Raw genomic sequence first — 18,782 nt, 5'->3', positions numbered from 1 at the left:
CCAACATGTTAAATTATAAAAATAACTTACCTATTATTTTAATGATAGGGTGCATTGCTGCGCCTTCAATTAGTGTTGCAGCGCAAACCGACCTTAATTTTAGGTTGCGTTATGAAAGTGCAGAGCAAGATAACGCACTAAAAGATGCCAGTAGCTTAACTCTGCGTACACGCCTTACTCATAAAACGGATGAAGTGAATGGCTTTTCTGCTTTATTAGAGGTCGAAGATAGCCGAAGCCTATTAGGTGTAGACGATTACAACAATACGCTGGGTAAAAATACTAATTACTCAGTAATAGCTGACCCTGAAACCACAGAGGTAGATCAGGCTTTTGTTAAATACGCAAAAGATGCTTTATCAATTAAAGTAGGTAGGCAAGTAATAGCGCTTGATGGACAGCGCTTTGTAGGCCACGTTGGCTTTAGGCAAGACAGGCAAACCTTTGATGCTGCAACAGTAAATTACACCTTTAATGATATTAACTTGCACTATAGCTACATAAGTAAGCGCAACCGAATATTTGCCGATAGCAAAGATATTGATGCATCCGATCATCTTATCAATGCAAGCTTTAAAACAAGCCTAGGTAAGGTGGTTTTTTACAGCTATTTATTAAGTGACGACGCAATAGATAATGACAGTTTAGATACTTATGGTGTGTCTTTTAATGGTAATAAAACGCTCAGCGATATTAAATTTTACTATAAAGCACAGTACGCCACGCAATCTGCATCAACGAGCATGAGTGATTTTGACGCTGATTATTATGCATTTGAAGGGGGGATAGATTTAGGCGGTTTAGGCATTGAAACCGTTACATTAAAAGCCGGTATTGAGTCACTGGGCTCTGATAACGGCGATTATGGTTTTGCCACGCCGCTTGCCACAATGCATAAATTTAATGGCTGGGCCGATACGTTTTTAGCAACCCCAGCACAAGGGCTTGATGACACTTATGTAAGTTTAAATGGTAAAGCTTACGGCGGTAAATGGCTGTTGGCGTATCACAGCTTTGATGCCAACGATAGCGCCAATGGCGTTGATGATTTAGGCACAGAGCTAAACGTACAATACGTAAAGCCTATTAATAAAACCTATGCCGTAGGTGCAAAATATGCCGATTATTCAGCAGGCGATAGCGCTGCAGGCAAAGTTGATACCCAAAAACTGTGGGTATGGGTAAGCGCTAAATTTTAAGTATTTAACCTAAACCCTCGTTATTTAATTTAAAGCGTTACAAGTTGGTGCAATAGCGCCAGCTTGTGGTGCTTTCACTTCTTTTTCACCGTATTAACTTAGTTAAGCTATTGAAATATAATGTTTATATATCTGGCTTGCATATTGCTATAACCAACACATAATAAATTATACATTTAAAGTACCCATTTAAAGTTAAGTGTATTTTAAATCAAACAGGTGATTTTAATGCCAAGCAAGCAGCGTGTTGTAGTTGTCGGAAATGGAATGGTTGGCCATCATTTTGTACAACAGCTAGTATCACAACAAGGTGATACTCAAAATATGGAGATTACCGTACTCAGCGGTGAAGACCGACTCGCTTATGACCGCGTACAGCTTTCGTCTTTTTTTAAAGGTAAAACCGAAGACGATTTAGCACTTACCTGCAGTAAAACCTATCAAGATTGGCAAGTGTGCTTTCATACTCATTCTAAAGTGGTTGATATAAACCGCGATGCAAAAACAGTCACTACTGCAAAAGGCAAAACATTTGAATACGACAAGCTAATACTGGCAACTGGCTCATTTGCATTTGTGCCACCCATTCCAGGCAAAGACCGTGAGCATTGCCTAGTTTACAGAACCATTAACGATTTACACGCCATAAAAAAATCTGCACATGCCAGCAAAGTGGGCGTAGTAATTGGCGGCGGTTTATTAGGGCTTGAAGCAGCCAACGCGTTAAAGCAGCTTGGCTTGCAAACCCATGTAATAGAATTTGCACCACAACTTATGGGCGTACAAATAGATGGTGCTGGTGGTCGAATGCTTAAAAATAAAATTACCGAACTGGGCGTTACAGTGCATACATCAGTGGCGACAGAGCAAATTATAGAGGGTGAAAACAGCCGTTATAAAATGTGCTTTAAAGGGGGGCAAACCCTAGAAACCGACATGATTGTATTTTCGGCTGGTATTCGCCCATACGATAACCTAGCTCGTGAGTTTAATTTAGAAATAGGTGAGCGCGGCGGCATCGTAATAAACAACCATTGCCAAACGAGTGATAAAAACATATACGCCATAGGCGAATGCGCCCTTTGGAATAACTTTATTTTTGGCCTTGTAGCACCGGGCTACGCGATGGCAAAAGTAGCGGCGGGGCATGTTTTACAACAGCTGTCTTCAAACAAAGATTTACACACTACCTCTAACAATTTCTCAATTAGTGCTGATGAATTTAGCGGTGCCGATATGAGCACCAAGCTTAAATTAATGGGTGTTGAAGTGGGCTCAATTGGTGATGCCCATGCACGCAGTGAAGGCGCAATTAGCTATTACTTTGAAGATCAACTAAGCGGTATTTACAAAAAAGTAGTCACTAATGAGCAAGGCAATAAGCTCATAGGTGCTGTACTGGTTGGCGATACCAGTGATTACGATAATTTATTGCAGTATCACTTAAATGGCATTGAGCTTAGCGTGCCGGCAGAGTCATTAATAATGCCGCTTGCAGGTGACGCGGGCGAGCTAAACGCTGATGATTTACCACGTGATGCCATTATTTGTGCGTGCCACAAAGTGACAAAACACACTATTGAACAAGCGGTTATACAAGGTTGTAGCGATTTAAATAAAGTGCAGCAAGCCACTAAAGCAAGTACGGGTTGTGGAGGCTGTGAAAAACTAGTGCAAAGCGTTATTAGCAGTGCACTTAATAATAAAATAGCCACGCTAACCCCAGTAGATGAGCCTGTATCCCAGAGCGCTTAACGCAAATAATAAGAGAGCAGTATGGAAACATTAAACACATGTTCAAACACACCTTTGCTTAAACAAACCACTTGCGCTTATTGTGGTGTAGGCTGTGGGGTTGATATTTCATTATTAAATAATACCCCAACAAAACTTGAAGGCACGCGCGAGCACCCCGCTAATTTTGGCCGTTTGTGTGTTAAAGGCACCCATCTGCTTGACACCATTGGCACTGATAATCGCTTAACATCGCCCCTTATTGATAACGAACCCGCCAGCTGGGATACGGCAACTGATTACGTTGCCAACAAATTTAACGCCATTATTAAAGAGCATGGGCCGGAGTCGGTTGCGTTTTATGTATCGGGGCAGTTACTGACTGAAGATTACTACGTTGCCAATAAATTAATGAAAGGCTACATAGGCTCAGGCAATATAGATACAAACTCAAGGCTGTGTATGTCATCGGCGGTTGCCGGTTATAAACGTGCGTTTGGTGAGGACGTAGTACCATGTAACTACGACGATTTAGAGCAGACGGAGCTACTTATTTTAATTGGCTCAAATGCAGCGTGGACACATCCGGTGCTTTACCAGCGTATGGAGCGCGCAAAAAAGCTTAATCCAAACATGAAAGTAGTGGTTATCGACCCGCGAAAAACCGATACAGCCGAACTTGCCGATACCTTTTTAAATATAAAACCAGGCAGCGACGGCGCACTTTATAACGGCTTACTTAATTATTTAAGTGAACATAACTATTTAGATACCCAATTTATAAACGCGCATACAAATGGCTTTGAAACAGCGCTTGCAGAGGCTAAAAAGTGGAGTGTTAAAGCGGTAAGTGATTTTTGTGATATCGACGCGCAGCTAGTCAGTGACTTTTACGCCTTATTTGCCCAAAGCCCAACCGCTATTAGTTTTTATTCAATGGGTATTAACCAATCAAGCTCAGGGGTTGATAAGTGTAATGCCATTATAAATGCGCATTTAGCATCGGGTAAATTGCTAAAACCTGGTTGTGGCCCGTTTTCAATAACGGGGCAGCCTAATGCTATGGGTGGGCGTGAAGTAGGGGGCTTGGCAAATCAATTAGCAGCACATTTAGACATTGAAAACGACGCGCACCAACAGTTAGTGCAGCGTTTTTGGCAATCGCCAACAATAGCTAAAAAAGCAGGGTGTAATGCGATTGATATGTTTGATGAAATCGCCAAAGGGAAAATAAAAGCTATTTGGGTAATGGCAACCAACCCGATGGTGAGCCTACCTAATAACGCAGCAATACAACATGCACTTGAGCAATGTGAGCTGGTGGTTGTGTCTGACTGTATTGCTAAAAGTGATACGCTAAAATTTGCTGATGTGGCGTTCCCATCAACCGGATGGGGCGAAAAAAACGGCACAGTAACTAATTCAGAGCGCAGAATATCGAGACAGCGCCCGCTTGTTGAGCCATTTTCGGGGGCTAAAAACGATTGGCAAATAATGTGTTTAGTTGCCCAAAAAATGGGTTTTGAAGGGTTTGACTTTACAGACCCCAGTGGCATTTTTGAAGAATGGGCACAACTTACAGATTTTGAAAATAACGGTGAGAGGCTATTAAATTTATCAGCCTTAGTAGGGCTTTCACAGCAGCAATACGATAACTTAAAACCGGTTATGTGGCCGGTACTAAAAAATGAGCCATATAAAAACGGGCAGGTTTTTGTTAATAATCAATTTAGCACCGCAGATAAAAAGGCCCGCTTTATACCTATAACGCCCAAACTTCCTGTGCAACAAACCTCAAGCGATTACCCGTTTGTAATGAACTCAGGGCGAATACGCGACCAATGGCATACAATGAGTCGCACCGGAAAAAGTACAGCCCTTTCTACTCATATAACGCGCCCATATATTGAAATAAACCCCATAGATGCCAGCAAATTAAACATAAAAGCAAACGATTTAATAACTGCCAATGCTAAAACAGGGCAAGTGACGGCTCATGCAAAAGTGACGAAGGCTGTGCGTAAAGGCGAATGTTTTATGCCTATTCACTGGAACAAGCAATTTGCCTCATCCGCTACGGTAAGTAGGCTTTATCAATCGGTTGTTGACCCTATTTCGGGCCAGGCTGAGTGTAAGCATGGTGCTGTTGATTTAGTTAAAGCGCAATTTGCTCAATACATGCAAATTTTTAGCAAAACAGAGCTTAAAATAACCAGTGATTTTTGGCTTAAAGTTAACGCAAGCAAATGTATTAACTACCAGTTAGCGTTCAATGAGCCGCAAAATGATTTGCTTTATTATTGCCAAACACTGACAGGGTTACAAGGGCAGTGGTCGGCAATGGGCAGAGCAAAAGCGATGCATGTTCAATGTATTCAAAACCAGCAGTTAGTGTTTGTTGCAGTTATTTCGCCAGCTCAAAAAGACATATCACTTGAGTGGATAAATCATTTATTTGCAGAGCCTTTAATAACCTTTAGCCAATTACAGTCATTGCTGTATGCCACGCCCGATGAAGAATTTACCCAAGGCGCGCAAGTATGTAGTTGCTTTAAAGTACGTGAGCAACCCATTATAAACGCCATTAAAAGTGGTGAAAATACAGTAGAACAATTGGGGTCTAAACTAAAATGCGGCACTAACTGTGGGTCGTGTAAAACCCAGTTAAGCCAATTAATAAAGCAGCATACTACGCAAAACGCTAACAGTATTGATGTTGCAGTTGAAATGTAAATAAACAAGGAAGCATATGCTTAATGATCAATTTGGTCGGCAGTTTAACTATTTGCGCCTCTCAATTACCGATGTGTGTAACTTTAGTTGCACCTATTGTTTACCAAACGGGTATCAGTGCGATACCCCGCGTAACTTTTTAAATAAAAACGAAATAAACACCTTAGTTAATGCATTTGCTTCACTTGGCACAAAAAAAGTGCGCATTACGGGCGGTGAGCCGTGTTTACGCAGTGACGTAACCGAGATTATAAAGCAATGTAAAAACACCCCAGGCATAGAAAAAGTCGCCATAACAACCAATGGTTTTAACTTATTTAATAAAATTGATGAGTTTTACAGCGCTGGCCTAGATGCGCTAAACATTAGTATAGATAGCTTAAACCCGAGCATGTTTAAATTAATTACAGGACACGACAAGCTAACTCATATTTTAAAAGGGATAGACCGGGCAATTGAGCTGGGCATAAAAGATATAAAAATAAATGCAGTGCTGGCTAAGCAATTTAATAAAAACCAATTAAATGATTTTTTAGACTGGGTAAAACATAAAAAAGTAACGGTACGCTTTATTGAATTAATGGAAACAGGTAATGGTGCCACCTTTTTTGAACAAAATCATTTAAGCGGGCTAAGTGTTAAAACGCAGCTTTTAGCACAAGGTTGGTTACAGGTAGTGAGAGGTAAATTAAACGGCCCTGCAGAGGAGTTTTGTCACCCCGATTTTGAGGGGCGCATTGGCTTAATTATGCCCTACAGTAAAGATTTTTGTAAAAGCTGTAACCGATTAAGAGTATCGTCATTAGGCAAATTACATTTGTGCTTGTTTGCCGAGCAGGGAATAGACTTACGCCCGCATTTAAATGTGCAAGATACGCCAGCCACTGTAAATGCGATTCAAGCAGCAATGGGCAATAAAACTATTAGCCATGAGCTTGATAAGCGCTTAACGGGCGCCACAACCCATTTAGCTATGTTGGGCGGCTAAAATGAGTAATAAAGCCGTATTTACGGGGGTTGTACTCGCCGGAGGTCAATCATCAAGAATGGGCAGCGATAAAGCCAACCTCATTTTAAAAAATAAAACCTTACTGCAAAATGCATGTGAGTTATTAACAGCAGCAGGAGCAAGTGATGTACTTATAAGCCGTAATGTACAAAGTGCTACTGCGCAATACATTGCAGATATATACCCAGATTCTGGCCCGCTTGGGGGGATTTATTCAACCTTAATGGCTACAGAGCAGGATATACTTATCACCGCTGTTGATATGCCATTGCTTACTTGCACGTTATTATCGCAAATTGCATCTGCAGCAAGCGATAATTCCCACTTTCAAACAAATCAGCCACAAATACATGCGTGGCACTTTGAAAATGAACCGTTACCCCTGTATATTCGTAACACCCAAAGCGTTAAACGTCATTTAAAACAATTACTCATAAACGCAAATAGTCATAAATCAATTAAACAGTTTACCCGTAGTATTGGGGTGCAAACGCTAAAATGTAATAAAGCGCACGCACTTGTTAATACCAATACACCGGCGCAATTTAAAGCTGTTAACGAGCAATTTGACCAACACAAACCTAATTTATTGAGAAGAACCCTATGAGCCACACAACTGAGTCACAAATCGCATTAAACATTGCCGTAATGACAGTAAGCGATACACGCGATGAAATTACGGATACTTCAGGCCATTATTTAATTAAAGCCCTTACTGAAGCTGGCCATCACTTAGCGGATAAAGACATAGTTAAAGATGATGTTTACCAAATGCGAGCAGTTGCATCGCAGTGGATTGCCGATGACACCATTCACGCTATTTTAGTAACCGGTGGTACGGGCTTTACTGAGCGCGACTCAACACCAGAGGCATTTGCACCGCTGTTTGATAAAAGCGTAGATGGATTTGGCGAGCTATTTAGACATATTTCGTACGGTGAAATTGGTAACTCAACTATTCAATCGCGTGCGTTGGCGGGCCTTGCCAATAACACCGTTATTTTTTGTATGCCTGGCTCTACAGGCGCATGTAAAACAGCCTGGACAGGTATTATAAAAGATCAGTTAGACTCAATGCACAAGCCATGTAACTTTGCACCGCATATTACTATTGGTAAAAAATGCGAATCGCGAGAGCAATAATATGCTGAGCCACGTAGACGAAAATGGCCAAGCAAACATGGTTGATGTATCGCTAAAAGAGGTCACTCTGCGCGATGCATCTGCCGAGGCCTACATTAAAATGAGCAAACAGGCTTTTGAGCAAGTGTTGCTTAATCAAAATAAAAAAGGTGACGTGCTAGGCGTTGCCCGAATTGCGGGTATTCAGGGCGCTAAAAAGTGCGCTGATTTAATTCCGCTTTGTCACCCGCTGGCACTGAGTAAAGTAGCCGTTGATTTTGAACTTGATGAAGCAAATAGCCAAATTAAAGTCACCAGCTACTGTAAATTGGCGGGTAAAACGGGCGTTGAAATGGAAGCGCTCACCGCTGTATCTGTGGCGACCCTTACATTATTTGATATGTGTAAAGCCGCCGATCCGCTTATGGAAATACACGGTATGCGTGTAACGCAAAAAGCAGGAGGCAAGCATGGTAGCTGGCAGCGTGACTAATTTAAATGATACTGATGCAGCTGCAGGGCATGTAAACGTACTGTTTTTTGGCCAACTAAAAGAGCGCCTAAAGTGCGATAAGTTAACCGTTGATATAGCGCATACCCTTAGCATTAAAGCGTTTAAACACATGCTGGTTGAGCAAAACCCGCATTGGCAAGCATGGCTTGAAGAGCGTGATGTATTGTGTGCGCTTAATCAAACTATGTCATCAAGCGATGAGCTTGTAAAAGCAGGGGATGAACTTGCTTTTTTCCCACCAGTGACAGGTGGCTAATGAGTATAAGTATTAACGTACAAACGCACGATTTTTCAGTAGGCGAGCAACATGGCGCACTTTGCAGTAATAACAAAAGTGATGGTGCCGTAGTGACGTTTACAGGGCTGGTGCGAGAATTTAGCAGCGGCGATAACGTAATTGCACTTGAGCTTGAACACTACCCAGGGATGACTGAGCAACTACTGCAATCTATAGCCGAACAAGCGCAAACACGCTGGCAACTTGCCCGCATAAGCATTATTCATCGAGTCGGTTATTTAGCCCTTGGTGAGCAAATTGTATTTGTTGGCGTAACTAGCCGCCATCGCCAAGCCGCGTTTGAAGGCGCACAGTTTATTATGGATTACTTAAAAAACCACGCCACGTTTTGGAAAAAAGAGCATTTTAAAGACTCCTCAAACTGGGTTGAGTTTAAACAAAGCGACAAGGAAGCACTGGATAAATGGCAAAGTATCGAACAGGATGCAATTAAGTAAATGCATATAATCTCTACCAACATCTCTAAAATAAAAACGGTTGAGCATAACGGCAAGAAGGTTAAAACGGGCATATTTAAAACGCCAACCAATGAGCCGGTTGTTATTGAAAAGCTAAATATAATAGGTGATGAACAAGCCGATTTAGTCAATCATGGCGGGGTGGATAAAGCGATTTATGCGTTTTCGCACAATCATTACGATTATTGGAAGCGCACCCTTAAAAATGATGATTTAGCAGTCGGTGCCTTTGGCGAAAATTTCACAATTTCAGACCTTGATGAGCAAAACATTCACATAGGGGATCGTATTCGTGTAGGTACTGCTCTGCTTGAGGTAAGCCAGCCCCGTGTGCCGTGCTTTAAATTGGCTATTGCACTTAATAATAAACAAAGCCTAAAACTGTTTACTCAGTATTACCACACGGGTGTTTATTTTAGAGTGCTTGAGCAAGGTGTTGCTAAAATGGGCGATGCCGTGACTATTGAACATAAAGCTGAGCATAACATTTCGGTTAAAACGGTGTTTCAGGCCTTTTTTGATAAACAATACCCAGATTATGAAAACGTATTATTAGCAGCACTTGAACTACCCGAGCTTGCACTTGAGTGGCAAACTAAAATCAAAAAGAAATTGGGGAGTTAAAAGAGCGTTATTAAAGCTGTATTACTTTTAATAAAAGCTCACTTTTAGCTGTATTATTTAGTTTGTTAAGTGAGCGACCGCTGATATGTATTTGCACACCAATTGGCTTAATGTGTCGTATTGCTGTTTGTTATTTATCGGCTTACTAAAATCGCTACTTACCGCCACTGCGCATGCCCCCGCTGCAAACCAATGTGTTAGGTTGTCTAAATTAATGCCGCCTACGGGCATTAATGGCACATCAGAAAAAGGCCCCGTTAGCGCTTTAAAGTAATTAATCCCCATACTGCCTGCCGGAAAAACTTTAATAATATCGGCGTTATACTCTATGGCATTAGCAACATCGGTAGGGGTGAGTGCGCCCATTAATACAGGTAAACCATGGCGGTGGGCAAGCTCTACCACGGCTCGATTAGTATTTGGTGTAACTATAAATTGCGCACCGGCATCAATGGCTTGTTGCGCAAGGGCGGTGTTAATTATTGTGCCTGCGCCAATGAGTGTACTTTTATAAGCAGCCCGTGCTTTTGCTATTTCTTGCTCAAAGCCAGGTGTATTTGAGGTGATTTCTAGTGCGTTAATGCCTGCATTAACTAAGCAATTAATTAATGGGGCTACATCGCTTTGTTGCTTTAAGCGAAGTATAGCAACTAACTTATGTTGCTTAATTTGGTTGCTTATTTTTATTCTGTTGGCATTTAAAATTTGGCTCATAATGTCACTTCACTTTATTTAACCCAGACTCACACGTGTAATAGCAATCGGCAATAATACTTAATTATTTTGGGGCTAAACGCGTTAAAAAGCTCTCATCTTAATCATTTTGAATAACTAAATAGCGAGTTCTTTGTCTAGTTATCAACACGCTTTTGCACCCTCAAAATAGCACACTTAATTAAGCGAATTGGTATTAACGTTTCTTTTCTCATAAAAAAAACCGCTGAAATATCAGCGGTTTTTTATAAGTAATAAATTACATTACACGCATGCCTGGCTCTGAGCCATCGTCTGGGTTAAGAATGTAAATTTCTTTACCGCCAGGGCCTGCAGCTAATACCATACCCTCTGACATACCAAAGCGCATTTTACGAGGTTTAAGGTTTGCAACCATTACAGTCAGTTTGCCTTCAATGTCTTCTGGTGCGTAAGCCGATTTAATACCAGCAAACACTTGGCGTGTTTCGCCGCCTAAATCTAGCGTAAGTTTAAGTAGCTTATCGGCGCCTTCAACATGCTCTGCTTTAGCAATTTTAGCAACGCGTAAGTCAACTTTTGCAAAGTCATCAAATTCAATTTCATCCGCAATTGGCTCTTTTGCAAGTGGGCTATTAGGGTCAATTGTTACTTTTGATTCTAGGCTTTCTTTTGATTCTTCAACCATTTTGTTCACTTTATCCATTTCTACACGTTGCATGAGCGGCTTAAATTTATTGATAGGGTGTGCAACAAGTGCATTTTGAACGCCATCCCATGCTAAGTCGTCATTTAAAAAGGCTTCTACGTTTGCAGCCATACCTGGTAATACAGGTTTTAAATAGGTAATTAAAACACGGAACAAGTTAAGGCCAAGCGAACACACTTCGTGCGCTTCTTGCTGTTTTGCTTCGTCTTTAATGAGTACCCATGGCGCTGCGGCATCAATAAATTGGTTTGCTTTGTCGGCTAGGGCCATAATTTCACGAATCGCGCGGCTGTATTCACGGTTTTCATAGTGGGCGGTAATGCTCGGTGCAGCAGCTTGAAATTCTTCAAGTAGTTCTGGCTGCATAATTGTGCTACTTAATTTACCGTCAAACTTTTTAGTAATAAAGCCTGCACAGCGGCTTGCTATGTTTACTACTTTACCTACTAGGTCTGAATTTACACGTTGTGCAAAGTCTTCTAGGTTTAAATCAAGGTCAATAATACCGCTGTTTAATTTAGCTGCGTAGTAATAACGTAAGTACTCTGGGTCTAGGTTATCAAGGTAAGTACGTGCTTTTATAAACGTACCCTTTGATTTAGACATTTTTTCGCCATTGACGGTTACAAAGCCATGTGCAAACACGTTAGTTGGCTTTCTAAAATTAGCGCCCTCTAGCATGGCTGGCCAAAATAAGCTGTGGAAGTAAATAATGTCTTTACCGATAAAGTGATAAAGCTCAGCATCAGAACCTTCAGCCCAAAATGCATCAAAGTCGAGGCCTTTTTCGTCACATAGATTTTTAAAGCTTGCCATGTAGCCAATTGGCGCATCTAGCCATACGTAAAAGTATTTGCCCGGTGCATTTGGAATTTCAAAACCAAAGTAAGGCGCATCGCGGCTAATATCCCACTGTTGTAGGCCATCGGTAAACCACTCATCTAACTTATTCGCCATTTCTTGCTGAATAGAGCCCGAGTGTAGCCACTCTTTAAGCATGCCTTCAAATGCTGGCAGGTCAAAAAAGTAATGCTCTGAATCTTTTAAAATTGGCTCTGCACCTGACATTACCGAGCGCGGGTTTATTAATTCGGTTGGGCTGTAAGTTGCGCCACACGAGTCACAGCTATCGCCATTTTGGTTTTCAGACTTACACGTTGGGCAAGTGCCTGTTACAAAGCGATCTGGTAAAAATATGCCTTTTTCAGGGTCGAATAACTGTGAAATAGTGTGCTTTTTAATATGACCCGCATCATTAAGGCGGTTATAAATAAGCTCACTCAGCTCTTTATTTTCTGAGCTGTGGGTGCTGTGGTATTTATCAAACTTAATGTTAAAGTCGGCAAAGTCGCGCTGGCGTTCAATGCTTACATTTTTAACCATTTCTTCAGGCGTGATCCCTTGCTTTTGCGCATTAAGCATAATTGGCGTGCCGTGAGCATCGTCGGCGCAAACATAATAAGCTTCGTGGCCTTGTAGCTTTTGAAAACGTGACCAAATATCAGTTTGAATATATTCCAATAAATGGCCTAAGTGAGTAGGGCCATTTGCATAAGGTAATGCGCTGGTAATGAGGATCTTTCGCTGCGTCATAATCATTCCGAATTGAGGATAAATCACCATTTTTACTACAAAAAAGGCGGTTATCATTAATTTATCCATAAGCTTTGGACTAACGGTACGCGCAGCTTATGGATTTTTGTTAATTGACTGGTGTTAATGCCCTGAATGTTACATAATTCTGTGGCACTTTTCATCAAAGAAACGCTATTTAATTGCTATGTTTGGACTGTCGAAACTATTCTCCTCTAAATCGGTGCAAAAACAACCGATTATTACTGCCTTAGCGGCGTATCGAAGCGCGGCATTTGCCGTAGGTATTGATGAAAGTTTTATTGATACCATTTCGCAAAATGACGATAAATCAATACACATTAAAATAACGCTGCCATTTGCGGCTCAATCAGAAATGCCATTAGTTGAGCAGCACGTAAGTGAAAATATAAATACACCGGTTACCATAGACTCTGTGGTGAGTATAAAAGAGCCTGCAAAATTTAAAGCCATTAAACACATTGTGCTGATTGCCTCAGGTAAAGGGGGGGTAGGAAAATCAACTACTGCTGTAAATTTAGCCGGGGCGCTTAAAAGCGAAGGCGCAAAAGTAGGGATTTTAGATGCTGATATTTATGGGCCATCTATTCCTATGCTTTTAGGGCTTGTGGGTGCAGAGCCGCAAACCAAAGATAACAAACTGCTTCAACCATTTGATGCCAACGGCATTAAAGCGCAATCAATCGGCTTTTTAGTGCCAAGTGATGATGCAACGGTATGGCGAGGGCCAATGGCATCGGGAGCGCTCAACCAATTATTAAACGAAACTGATTGGGGCGAACTTGATTACTTAATCGTTGATATGCCACCGGGTACGGGCGATATACAGCTAACAATGAGCCAAAAAGTGCCTGCCAGCGGCACTGTTATTGTGACTACGCCACAAGATTTAGCCCTTGCTGATGCGCAAAAAGGCATTGCAATGTTTAATAAAGTAAACGTACCTGTGCTTGGGCTTATAGAAAATATGAGTCACTACATTTGTAGCCACTGCGGTGAATCCAACCATGTGTTTGGCAAAGATGGCGCAGAAAAACTCGCCCATAAACACGGCGTACCGGTGTTAAGCCATATTCCACTTGCCATAGATATTCGTGAATACTCAGAGCAAGGTAAATTAATCGCCAGCGATACCAGCGCGGCTATTAGCAACACATACAGCGCAGCGGCAAGACTGATTGCCAGCACGCTTTTTTATCAGCAGCACCAACACAGTGTTGAGATAGTGATAACGCAGGACTAAAAAAAATGAGACTCTCAGATACCCATATAAAAGAATATTTAAGCGATGGCCGCATAGTGATTGAGCCTGCGCCGACTAACGAAATGATTTCGGGTGTGACAGCCGACTTGCGCTTAGGGAACAAATTTAGAACCTTTAACGCACATAACGCAGCGTACGTAGATTTAAGTGGCCCTAAAGATCAGTTAAATAAGGCTATGGAATCAATAATGAGTGAAGAGATTGAGCTTGCCGACGGCGAAGCTTTCTTTTTACACCCAGGTGAGCTGGCATTGGCCATTACCCATGAAAAAGTAACACTTCCTGCCGACATAGTAGGCTGGTTAGATGGTCGTTCATCACTAGCCCGCTTAGGTTTAATGGTGCATGTAACAGCGCACAGAATCGACCCAGGTTGGAGTGGTAATATTGTTTTAGAATTTTACAATTCAGGTAAGTTGCCACTGGCGCTGCGCCCAATGATGAAAATTGGTGCAATGAGCTTTGAAATGCTCTCAGGCCCATGTGAAAACCCTTACAACATTCGTAAAGACGCAAAATATAAAGATCAAAGCAGTGCGGTAGCAAGCCGTATTAGCGACGATAACTTATAACAATATAAATCTATTAAGCGTTTAAATGGCTTTTTTTGCTAGCTTAAACGCTTAATAATTTATACCAACGTGCATTATTGCTTACACTGATATTAAATGTGTCTTTTATTTCTGGCTTTATAAACGAGTAAAAACTCGACTAATATAGATAATAAAATAACTATAATTACAATGCCTTGAATAGTGTGTAGCCTTTTAACCCTGTCAACACTCTCTTTTTCGTACTGCATAACTACCGTATTAAACGCTTTTAAAAGCGGCTCTTTTGCCAAAGAAAAAAAACTTTCTTGCGCTGTATCTAAATTAAGTGTTTGTGTTTTTAACTTGAGTACTTCTTCAACTCTATCTGAAAACATACTTAATTTTTTATCGACATTAACAGGCTCTTTAAAATACATTGCTAACAACTCCTTAGATAGCGGGCTTTCATCGCCTAATACTTGCGCCCCATAATGCTCACTTAATAAGTATTTATGATTATTTTTTAAAGAGTTTAAAGCATTAATGGCCAGTAATTTAGAATCTTGCGAGCCATACATTAAGTACTCTAAAGTAAACATGCTCACCCGTTGCGAAAGCATTCTTTGTTGGCCACTTACATTTACGAGTTTTCCAGTATCGGTTTGCGCGTCTATTACTTCATCAAGCATAAAGTGAATACAGATAGATAAAATTGCAATTACAGTTAAGGGAACAATATAAATAAAAGAGATAGCGCCATGCTTTTTATTTGTAAAATCAGTATTTACCATTTAATTGCTACTTATTTTAAAATTATTAATGCTTTAGGATAGGATAGATTAAATATAAGATTTTTCACGTAATTAAAGTTTACAAGGTGGTTTGTGGCTTATTGAGATTTATGAAGTGCATAGCCTAGTAGTTCAAAATACTTATTAAGGGCTTTATTTGCTTTATTAACATGCTGAGCATTTGGGTATATCAAGTTACTGCTTTTTAAGCCACTAACCAAAAAACTATTTTGTATCGTGCTGTGGGCATCTATGCAGGCTTCAAAGCAGCGTGCTGCAAGCTCCTCAGGCATACTCATGTAGTTCATGTTATGCGCTTGGTCGTGTTTTATGCACGTTTGTACAAATTCATTCGCATCTTCCCCATTTAAATCTAAAAACACGTTTTTGTAAAAATCGTTTAGCGCACTATTAAGTGGGTGCGATAAATTTGGCGTGTTTGAAAGCCACAGCTTTGAGGCAAACCCAAAGCGAGGTTTTGCATTAAATAAATGCTCGCTTATATGGTGATCAAAGGCATGAAACCATTCGTGAGCCAATGCGCCACCGCCGGCGTTTTTTGCTAAAGCAAGGGTTTGTGAAGCTGCGTTATAATGCGCTTGTACGCCTTTTTGACCGCCATGCCCAAAGGCAAAATTTAGTTTGCCGCGCAGGCCAATGGCTTTGGGCGGTAAATGTAATATTTGAGCAAGGTCGGCGAGGGCATCGTAAATTAAGTTTGCACTAATAAAATGCTCTTCTTTGGTTACCCATTTTCCTACAACCATAGATCTAAAGCCAAAGGTGTCTCTAATATCACTAAAGTCAACTTGGTCGTCAAAGCGGTAGTCTGGCCCTTTACGAGTGAATCCGCGTTTTAATCTGTTTGGGTAATTACGCATTTACATTTAATTGTGGCTAATTTAAGTAACGTGCTTTTACGTGTTCGGGCATGTGTTGGGTTTGTTTTTGTATTAATTCATCTAATAAATTGTAAAGTGGAGCAGGGTTTAGCTGCTCTATTAACAACAAACTATGTGCAACGGCCTCAAGCGTAGAGAGACTGTCGGCTCTGGGAGCTTTTCTAATAGCGTAACGGTTTTGCGGTAACTGCTTAAAGCTCACTGTTTTAAATTTAGTGAGTAGCGGGGTCAGCTGCAAAATTTTATAGGCTTTTTTCCAGGTGCCATCAATCACGATTAAATGCGTAATGTTACTTAAGGCTGGCTTTGGGTTTGTATCATCTAAGTAGGTGGCGTCCTCATTAGGGTAGAGCAGCACCGTGGACTTAACAGGTAAAGAGTTGAGCATGGCAAAGTCGGTGTTATTTTCCCCTTTGATTATTTTGCAGTCAGTTAGGCTCAAATTAAGCAATTTTGCCGTGTTTTTCGCTATTTTTTCTTCACTGGGGTGTTGTAGAATAACCACGCTAACTTTATTTGTTAAACGTTTAATGGCCCCGCATATACAGGTAGAGGGCGTAAACAAACAGCGTTCACAAACTTGGCGAGTCATTAATTAAACTTTTTATTGCGAGTGTATTTTGATAATTATACATTTATAAAGTAATAAAGTTGGATTTTTTTACGCATAGATATACAGTAATACTATTAATTATAAAATGACACGGAATGTTTAGAAGGGCTTAAAATATGACAGAAGTACAAATAGATGAGGCTGCTCTAGAAAGTATGCAGTCGTTACTTGGTGAGCAGTTTAAAGATACACTTGAATTTTGCTGCAGTGAATTTGAGCGCCTTGGTAATGAAGTAATTGCAACCATTGGTAACGATAAAGAAGCGGCGATTCGTCATGCCCATAGTTTAAAGTCGAACGCGGCACAGTTTGGTGCCACGAGTTTATCTGATGTAGCCCGTGATATTGAACTTAATCTAAATCAAGATAACTTAGCGCAAGCTGCTACGGCATCTACAGATTTATTGGCGCAAGTAAGTGGTTCGCAGGCCCAATTAAGAGCGTGGGTAGAGTCTAATTAACTTTATTTGTTAACGTGAATTTATTTCAGTATTAAGCAACTAATTACGCTGGCATTTTACGCCTTTACTAGGGTAGTCTTAGACTTTACTAGGGCGTGTTTGGCCTCTCGATAATAAATTTGATCACGCATTGCCCAAGGGCCACCCTTGGGCTAGTAACACAATTTTACCGAGCCCGTTAGGTTATAACCCTCGCATTGAACAAACCCACTCCTAGTTAATTATTTTTTTCCATAAAGCCAGTTCGCCCCAAAGAGGTAAAAATGTCAGATATTAAAAAGAGTCACAAATTAGAAGGTGTATGTTATGACATTCGTGGACCGGTTTTAGCGCAAGCCAAAAAAATGGAAGACGAAGGTCAAAAGGTACTAAAGCTTAATATTGGTAACCCTGCGGCGTTTGGTTTTGATATGCCGGAGGACATGCACCGCGATATTATTCGTAATTTGTATTCGGCCCAAGGCTACTGCGACTCAAAGGGGCTATATTCAGCCCGTGTAGCGGTTTATCAGCATTACCAGCAACGAGGTTTGCATAACCTAGATGTAGATAATATTTATATTGGTAATGGGGTGAGCGAGCTTATTCAAATGATCACCCAAGCGTTATTAAATAACGATGATGAAGTGCTTATTCCAGCGCCTGATTACCCACTGTGGACCGCGTCAGTTAAATTAGCAGGGGGCAACCCTGTTCATTATTTATGTGATGAAGAGCAAGACTGGTTTCCAGATATTGCTGATATAAAAAGTAAAATTACATCTAAAACAAAAGCGCTTGTACTAATTAACCCTAATAACCCAACCGGCGCGGTTTATAGTGACGATTTACTTTTAGAGTTAATTAATGTGGCGCGCGAGCATAAGCTGTTATTGCTTAGCGATGAAATTTACGAAAAGATTTTATACGATGGCATCACTCACACCTCAATTGGTGCGCTATGCGATGATGTGCCCATTATTACCTTTAATGGCTTAGCTAAAACCTACCGTGCGGCAGGTATTCGAATGGGCTGGATGGTACTAAGCGGGCGCACCTCAGCAATGGAAGATTTACGCAAAGGGCTAGATATTTTATCGTCTATGCGTTTGTGTGCCAATGTACCCGCCCAGTATGCGATACAACAAGCGCTAGGGGGCGTGCAATCAATAGATAGCTTAATCGACCCAGGCGGGCGATTATATGTTCAGCGCGATATTGCTTGGCGTGGGCTTAATGCTATTGAAGGGATAAGCTGTAAAAAGCCAAAGGGGGCGCTTTACGCGTTTGCTAAGGTAGATACGGCTCATTTTAATGTCACTGATGATGAAAAAATGATGTTTGATTTACTAAAAGCAGAAAAAATATTATTAGTGCATGGGCGTGCATTTAATTGGCCAGAGCCTGATCACTTTAGGTTAGTGTTTTTACCTAACAAAGACGATTTATCGAGTGCGATGCTTAAAATGCAGCGCTTTTTTAAAGACTATCGCCAAGTTTAGTTAATTCCAACTAATGCGCTGTAAAATAAA

The 18,782-nt window shown here is 40.9% G+C and carries 19 protein-coding genes; 14 read left to right on the top strand and 5 right to left on the bottom strand.

The window, feature by feature from the left end:
* Positions 1-5 precede the first annotated feature (5 nt).
* The 10 genes from CWC04_RS08815 (at position 6) to CWC04_RS08770 (ending at position 9,691) form a co-directional block, all read left to right on the top strand.
* Complete coding sequence (locus CWC04_RS08815) at positions 6-1,199, top strand: alginate export family protein (protein WP_138685168.1); 1,194 nt, start codon at positions 6-8, stop codon at positions 1,197-1,199.
* 228 nt (positions 1,200-1,427) lie between these two features.
* A complete protein-coding gene (locus CWC04_RS08810; RefSeq protein ID WP_138685167.1) occupies positions 1,428-2,954 on the top strand; it encodes an FAD-dependent oxidoreductase in 1,527 nt (508 codons plus the stop codon).
* Positions 2,955-2,975: 21 nt separating this feature from the next.
* A complete protein-coding gene (locus CWC04_RS08805) occupies positions 2,976-5,666 on the top strand; it encodes a nitrate reductase (protein WP_138685166.1) in 2,691 nt (896 codons plus the stop codon).
* A 16-nt stretch (positions 5,667-5,682) separates the two neighbouring features.
* Positions 5,683-6,654, top strand: a complete 972-nt coding sequence (gene moaA / locus CWC04_RS08800; RefSeq protein ID WP_126006709.1) for a GTP 3',8-cyclase MoaA — start codon at positions 5,683-5,685, stop codon at positions 6,652-6,654.
* 1 nt (position 6,655) lies between these two features.
* The gene (locus CWC04_RS08795) at positions 6,656-7,282 is read left to right on the top strand and encodes a molybdenum cofactor guanylyltransferase (protein ID WP_138685165.1); all 627 of its coding nucleotides are present in this window, start codon (positions 6,656-6,658) and stop codon (positions 7,280-7,282) included.
* Positions 7,279-7,818, top strand: coding sequence for a molybdenum cofactor biosynthesis protein B (gene moaB, locus CWC04_RS08790; RefSeq protein ID WP_004587753.1), 540 nt, complete (start codon positions 7,279-7,281; stop codon positions 7,816-7,818). Before CWC04_RS08795 ends, moaB begins: the two co-directional genes overlap by 4 nt.
* Position 7,819: 1 nt before the next feature.
* A complete protein-coding gene (moaC, locus tag CWC04_RS08785; RefSeq protein ID WP_004587754.1) occupies positions 7,820-8,290 on the top strand; it encodes a cyclic pyranopterin monophosphate synthase MoaC in 471 nt (156 codons plus the stop codon).
* Positions 8,268-8,567, top strand: coding sequence for a MoaD/ThiS family protein (locus CWC04_RS08780; RefSeq protein WP_138578242.1), 300 nt, complete (start codon positions 8,268-8,270; stop codon positions 8,565-8,567). The genes moaC and CWC04_RS08780 overlap by 23 nt, the downstream gene beginning before the upstream one ends.
* On the top strand, positions 8,567-9,046 hold the full coding sequence (gene moaE / locus CWC04_RS08775; protein ID WP_138578240.1) for a molybdopterin synthase catalytic subunit MoaE: 480 nt from the start codon (positions 8,567-8,569) through the stop codon (positions 9,044-9,046). The genes CWC04_RS08780 and moaE overlap by 1 nt, the downstream gene beginning before the upstream one ends.
* Positions 9,047-9,691 (top strand): MOSC domain-containing protein, encoded by a 645-nt coding sequence (locus CWC04_RS08770; protein WP_138685164.1) that lies wholly within the window; start codon positions 9,047-9,049, stop codon positions 9,689-9,691. It abuts the gene before it with no gap.
* 57 nt (positions 9,692-9,748) lie between these two features.
* Here CWC04_RS08770 and CWC04_RS08765 read toward each other — a convergent pair whose 3' ends face one another.
* Entirely contained in the window at positions 9,749-10,405 is a 657-nt protein-coding gene (locus CWC04_RS08765) for a bifunctional 4-hydroxy-2-oxoglutarate aldolase/2-dehydro-3-deoxy-phosphogluconate aldolase (RefSeq protein ID WP_138685163.1), read from the bottom strand.
* A gap of 259 nt (positions 10,406-10,664) precedes the next feature.
* Entirely contained in the window at positions 10,665-12,686 is a 2,022-nt protein-coding gene (gene metG, locus CWC04_RS08760; RefSeq protein ID WP_064385641.1) for a methionine--tRNA ligase, read from the bottom strand.
* 187 nt (positions 12,687-12,873) lie between these two features.
* On the opposite strand from metG, the gene apbC reads away from it, so the two are divergent.
* Positions 12,874-13,950: an iron-sulfur cluster carrier protein ApbC gene (apbC, locus tag CWC04_RS08755; protein ID WP_138685162.1), complete on the top strand. Its 1,077-nt coding sequence runs from the start codon at positions 12,874-12,876 to the stop codon at positions 13,948-13,950.
* A 5-nt stretch (positions 13,951-13,955) separates the two neighbouring features.
* Positions 13,956-14,543, top strand: a complete 588-nt coding sequence (gene dcd / locus CWC04_RS08750; protein ID WP_004587761.1) for a dCTP deaminase — start codon at positions 13,956-13,958, stop codon at positions 14,541-14,543.
* A gap of 92 nt (positions 14,544-14,635) precedes the next feature.
* Here dcd and CWC04_RS08745 read toward each other — a convergent pair whose 3' ends face one another.
* The 3 genes from CWC04_RS08745 to CWC04_RS08735 form a co-directional block, all read right to left on the bottom strand.
* Positions 14,636-15,295 carry a type IV pili methyl-accepting chemotaxis transducer N-terminal domain-containing protein gene (locus CWC04_RS08745; RefSeq protein ID WP_138685161.1) on the bottom strand — a complete coding sequence of 220 codons (660 nt, stop codon included), beginning with the start codon at positions 15,293-15,295 and terminating at the stop codon, positions 14,636-14,638.
* A gap of 98 nt (positions 15,296-15,393) precedes the next feature.
* The gene (locus CWC04_RS08740) at positions 15,394-16,176 is read right to left on the bottom strand and encodes a CLCA_X family protein (protein ID WP_138685160.1); all 783 of its coding nucleotides are present in this window, start codon (positions 16,174-16,176) and stop codon (positions 15,394-15,396) included.
* A 16-nt stretch (positions 16,177-16,192) separates the two neighbouring features.
* On the bottom strand, positions 16,193-16,789 hold the full coding sequence (locus CWC04_RS08735; RefSeq protein WP_138685159.1) for a tRNA-uridine aminocarboxypropyltransferase: 597 nt from the start codon (positions 16,787-16,789) through the stop codon (positions 16,193-16,195).
* A 137-nt stretch (positions 16,790-16,926) separates the two neighbouring features.
* On the opposite strand from CWC04_RS08735, the gene CWC04_RS08730 reads away from it, so the two are divergent.
* Together CWC04_RS08730 and CWC04_RS08725 are read left to right on the top strand one after the other, a co-directional pair.
* On the top strand, positions 16,927-17,271 hold the full coding sequence (locus CWC04_RS08730) for an Hpt domain-containing protein (RefSeq protein ID WP_138685158.1): 345 nt from the start codon (positions 16,927-16,929) through the stop codon (positions 17,269-17,271).
* A 263-nt stretch (positions 17,272-17,534) separates the two neighbouring features.
* The gene (locus CWC04_RS08725) at positions 17,535-18,752 is read left to right on the top strand and encodes a pyridoxal phosphate-dependent aminotransferase (protein WP_004587766.1); all 1,218 of its coding nucleotides are present in this window, start codon (positions 17,535-17,537) and stop codon (positions 18,750-18,752) included.
* Positions 18,753-18,782 lie beyond the last annotated feature (30 nt).

Origin of the sequence: Pseudoalteromonas sp. S2893, from assembly GCF_005887105.1 — a bacterium.
Taxonomy (GTDB): domain Bacteria; phylum Pseudomonadota; class Gammaproteobacteria; order Enterobacterales; family Alteromonadaceae; genus Pseudoalteromonas; species Pseudoalteromonas atlantica.
This window is presented reverse-complemented; position numbering and strand designations above follow the sequence as displayed.

Coding starts and splice junctions, on each gene's coding strand:
- CWC04_RS08815 (WP_138685168.1), top strand. CDS start 6: ATGTTAAATTATAAAAATAACTTACCTATTATTTTAATGATAGGGTGC.
- CWC04_RS08810 (WP_138685167.1), top strand. CDS start 1,428: ATGCCAAGCAAGCAGCGTGTTGTAGTTGTCGGAAATGGAATGGTTGGC.
- CWC04_RS08805 (WP_138685166.1), top strand. CDS start 2,976: ATGGAAACATTAAACACATGTTCAAACACACCTTTGCTTAAACAAACC.
- moaA (WP_126006709.1), top strand. CDS start 5,683: ATGCTTAATGATCAATTTGGTCGGCAGTTTAACTATTTGCGCCTCTCA.
- CWC04_RS08795 (WP_138685165.1), top strand. CDS start 6,656: ATGAGTAATAAAGCCGTATTTACGGGGGTTGTACTCGCCGGAGGTCAA.
- moaB (WP_004587753.1), top strand. CDS start 7,279: ATGAGCCACACAACTGAGTCACAAATCGCATTAAACATTGCCGTAATG.
- moaC (WP_004587754.1), top strand. CDS start 7,820: ATGCTGAGCCACGTAGACGAAAATGGCCAAGCAAACATGGTTGATGTA.
- CWC04_RS08780 (WP_138578242.1), top strand. CDS start 8,268: ATGGTAGCTGGCAGCGTGACTAATTTAAATGATACTGATGCAGCTGCA.
- moaE (WP_138578240.1), top strand. CDS start 8,567: ATGAGTATAAGTATTAACGTACAAACGCACGATTTTTCAGTAGGCGAG.
- CWC04_RS08770 (WP_138685164.1), top strand. CDS start 9,047: ATGCATATAATCTCTACCAACATCTCTAAAATAAAAACGGTTGAGCAT.
- CWC04_RS08765 (WP_138685163.1), bottom strand. CDS start 10,405: ATGAGCCAAATTTTAAATGCCAACAGAATAAAAATAAGCAACCAAATT.
- metG (WP_064385641.1), bottom strand. CDS start 12,686: ATGACGCAGCGAAAGATCCTCATTACCAGCGCATTACCTTATGCAAAT.
- apbC (WP_138685162.1), top strand. CDS start 12,874: ATGTTTGGACTGTCGAAACTATTCTCCTCTAAATCGGTGCAAAAACAA.
- dcd (WP_004587761.1), top strand. CDS start 13,956: ATGAGACTCTCAGATACCCATATAAAAGAATATTTAAGCGATGGCCGC.
- CWC04_RS08745 (WP_138685161.1), bottom strand. CDS start 15,295: ATGGTAAATACTGATTTTACAAATAAAAAGCATGGCGCTATCTCTTTT.
- CWC04_RS08740 (WP_138685160.1), bottom strand. CDS start 16,176: ATGCGTAATTACCCAAACAGATTAAAACGCGGATTCACTCGTAAAGGG.
- CWC04_RS08735 (WP_138685159.1), bottom strand. CDS start 16,789: ATGACTCGCCAAGTTTGTGAACGCTGTTTGTTTACGCCCTCTACCTGT.
- CWC04_RS08730 (WP_138685158.1), top strand. CDS start 16,927: ATGACAGAAGTACAAATAGATGAGGCTGCTCTAGAAAGTATGCAGTCG.
- CWC04_RS08725 (WP_004587766.1), top strand. CDS start 17,535: ATGTCAGATATTAAAAAGAGTCACAAATTAGAAGGTGTATGTTATGAC.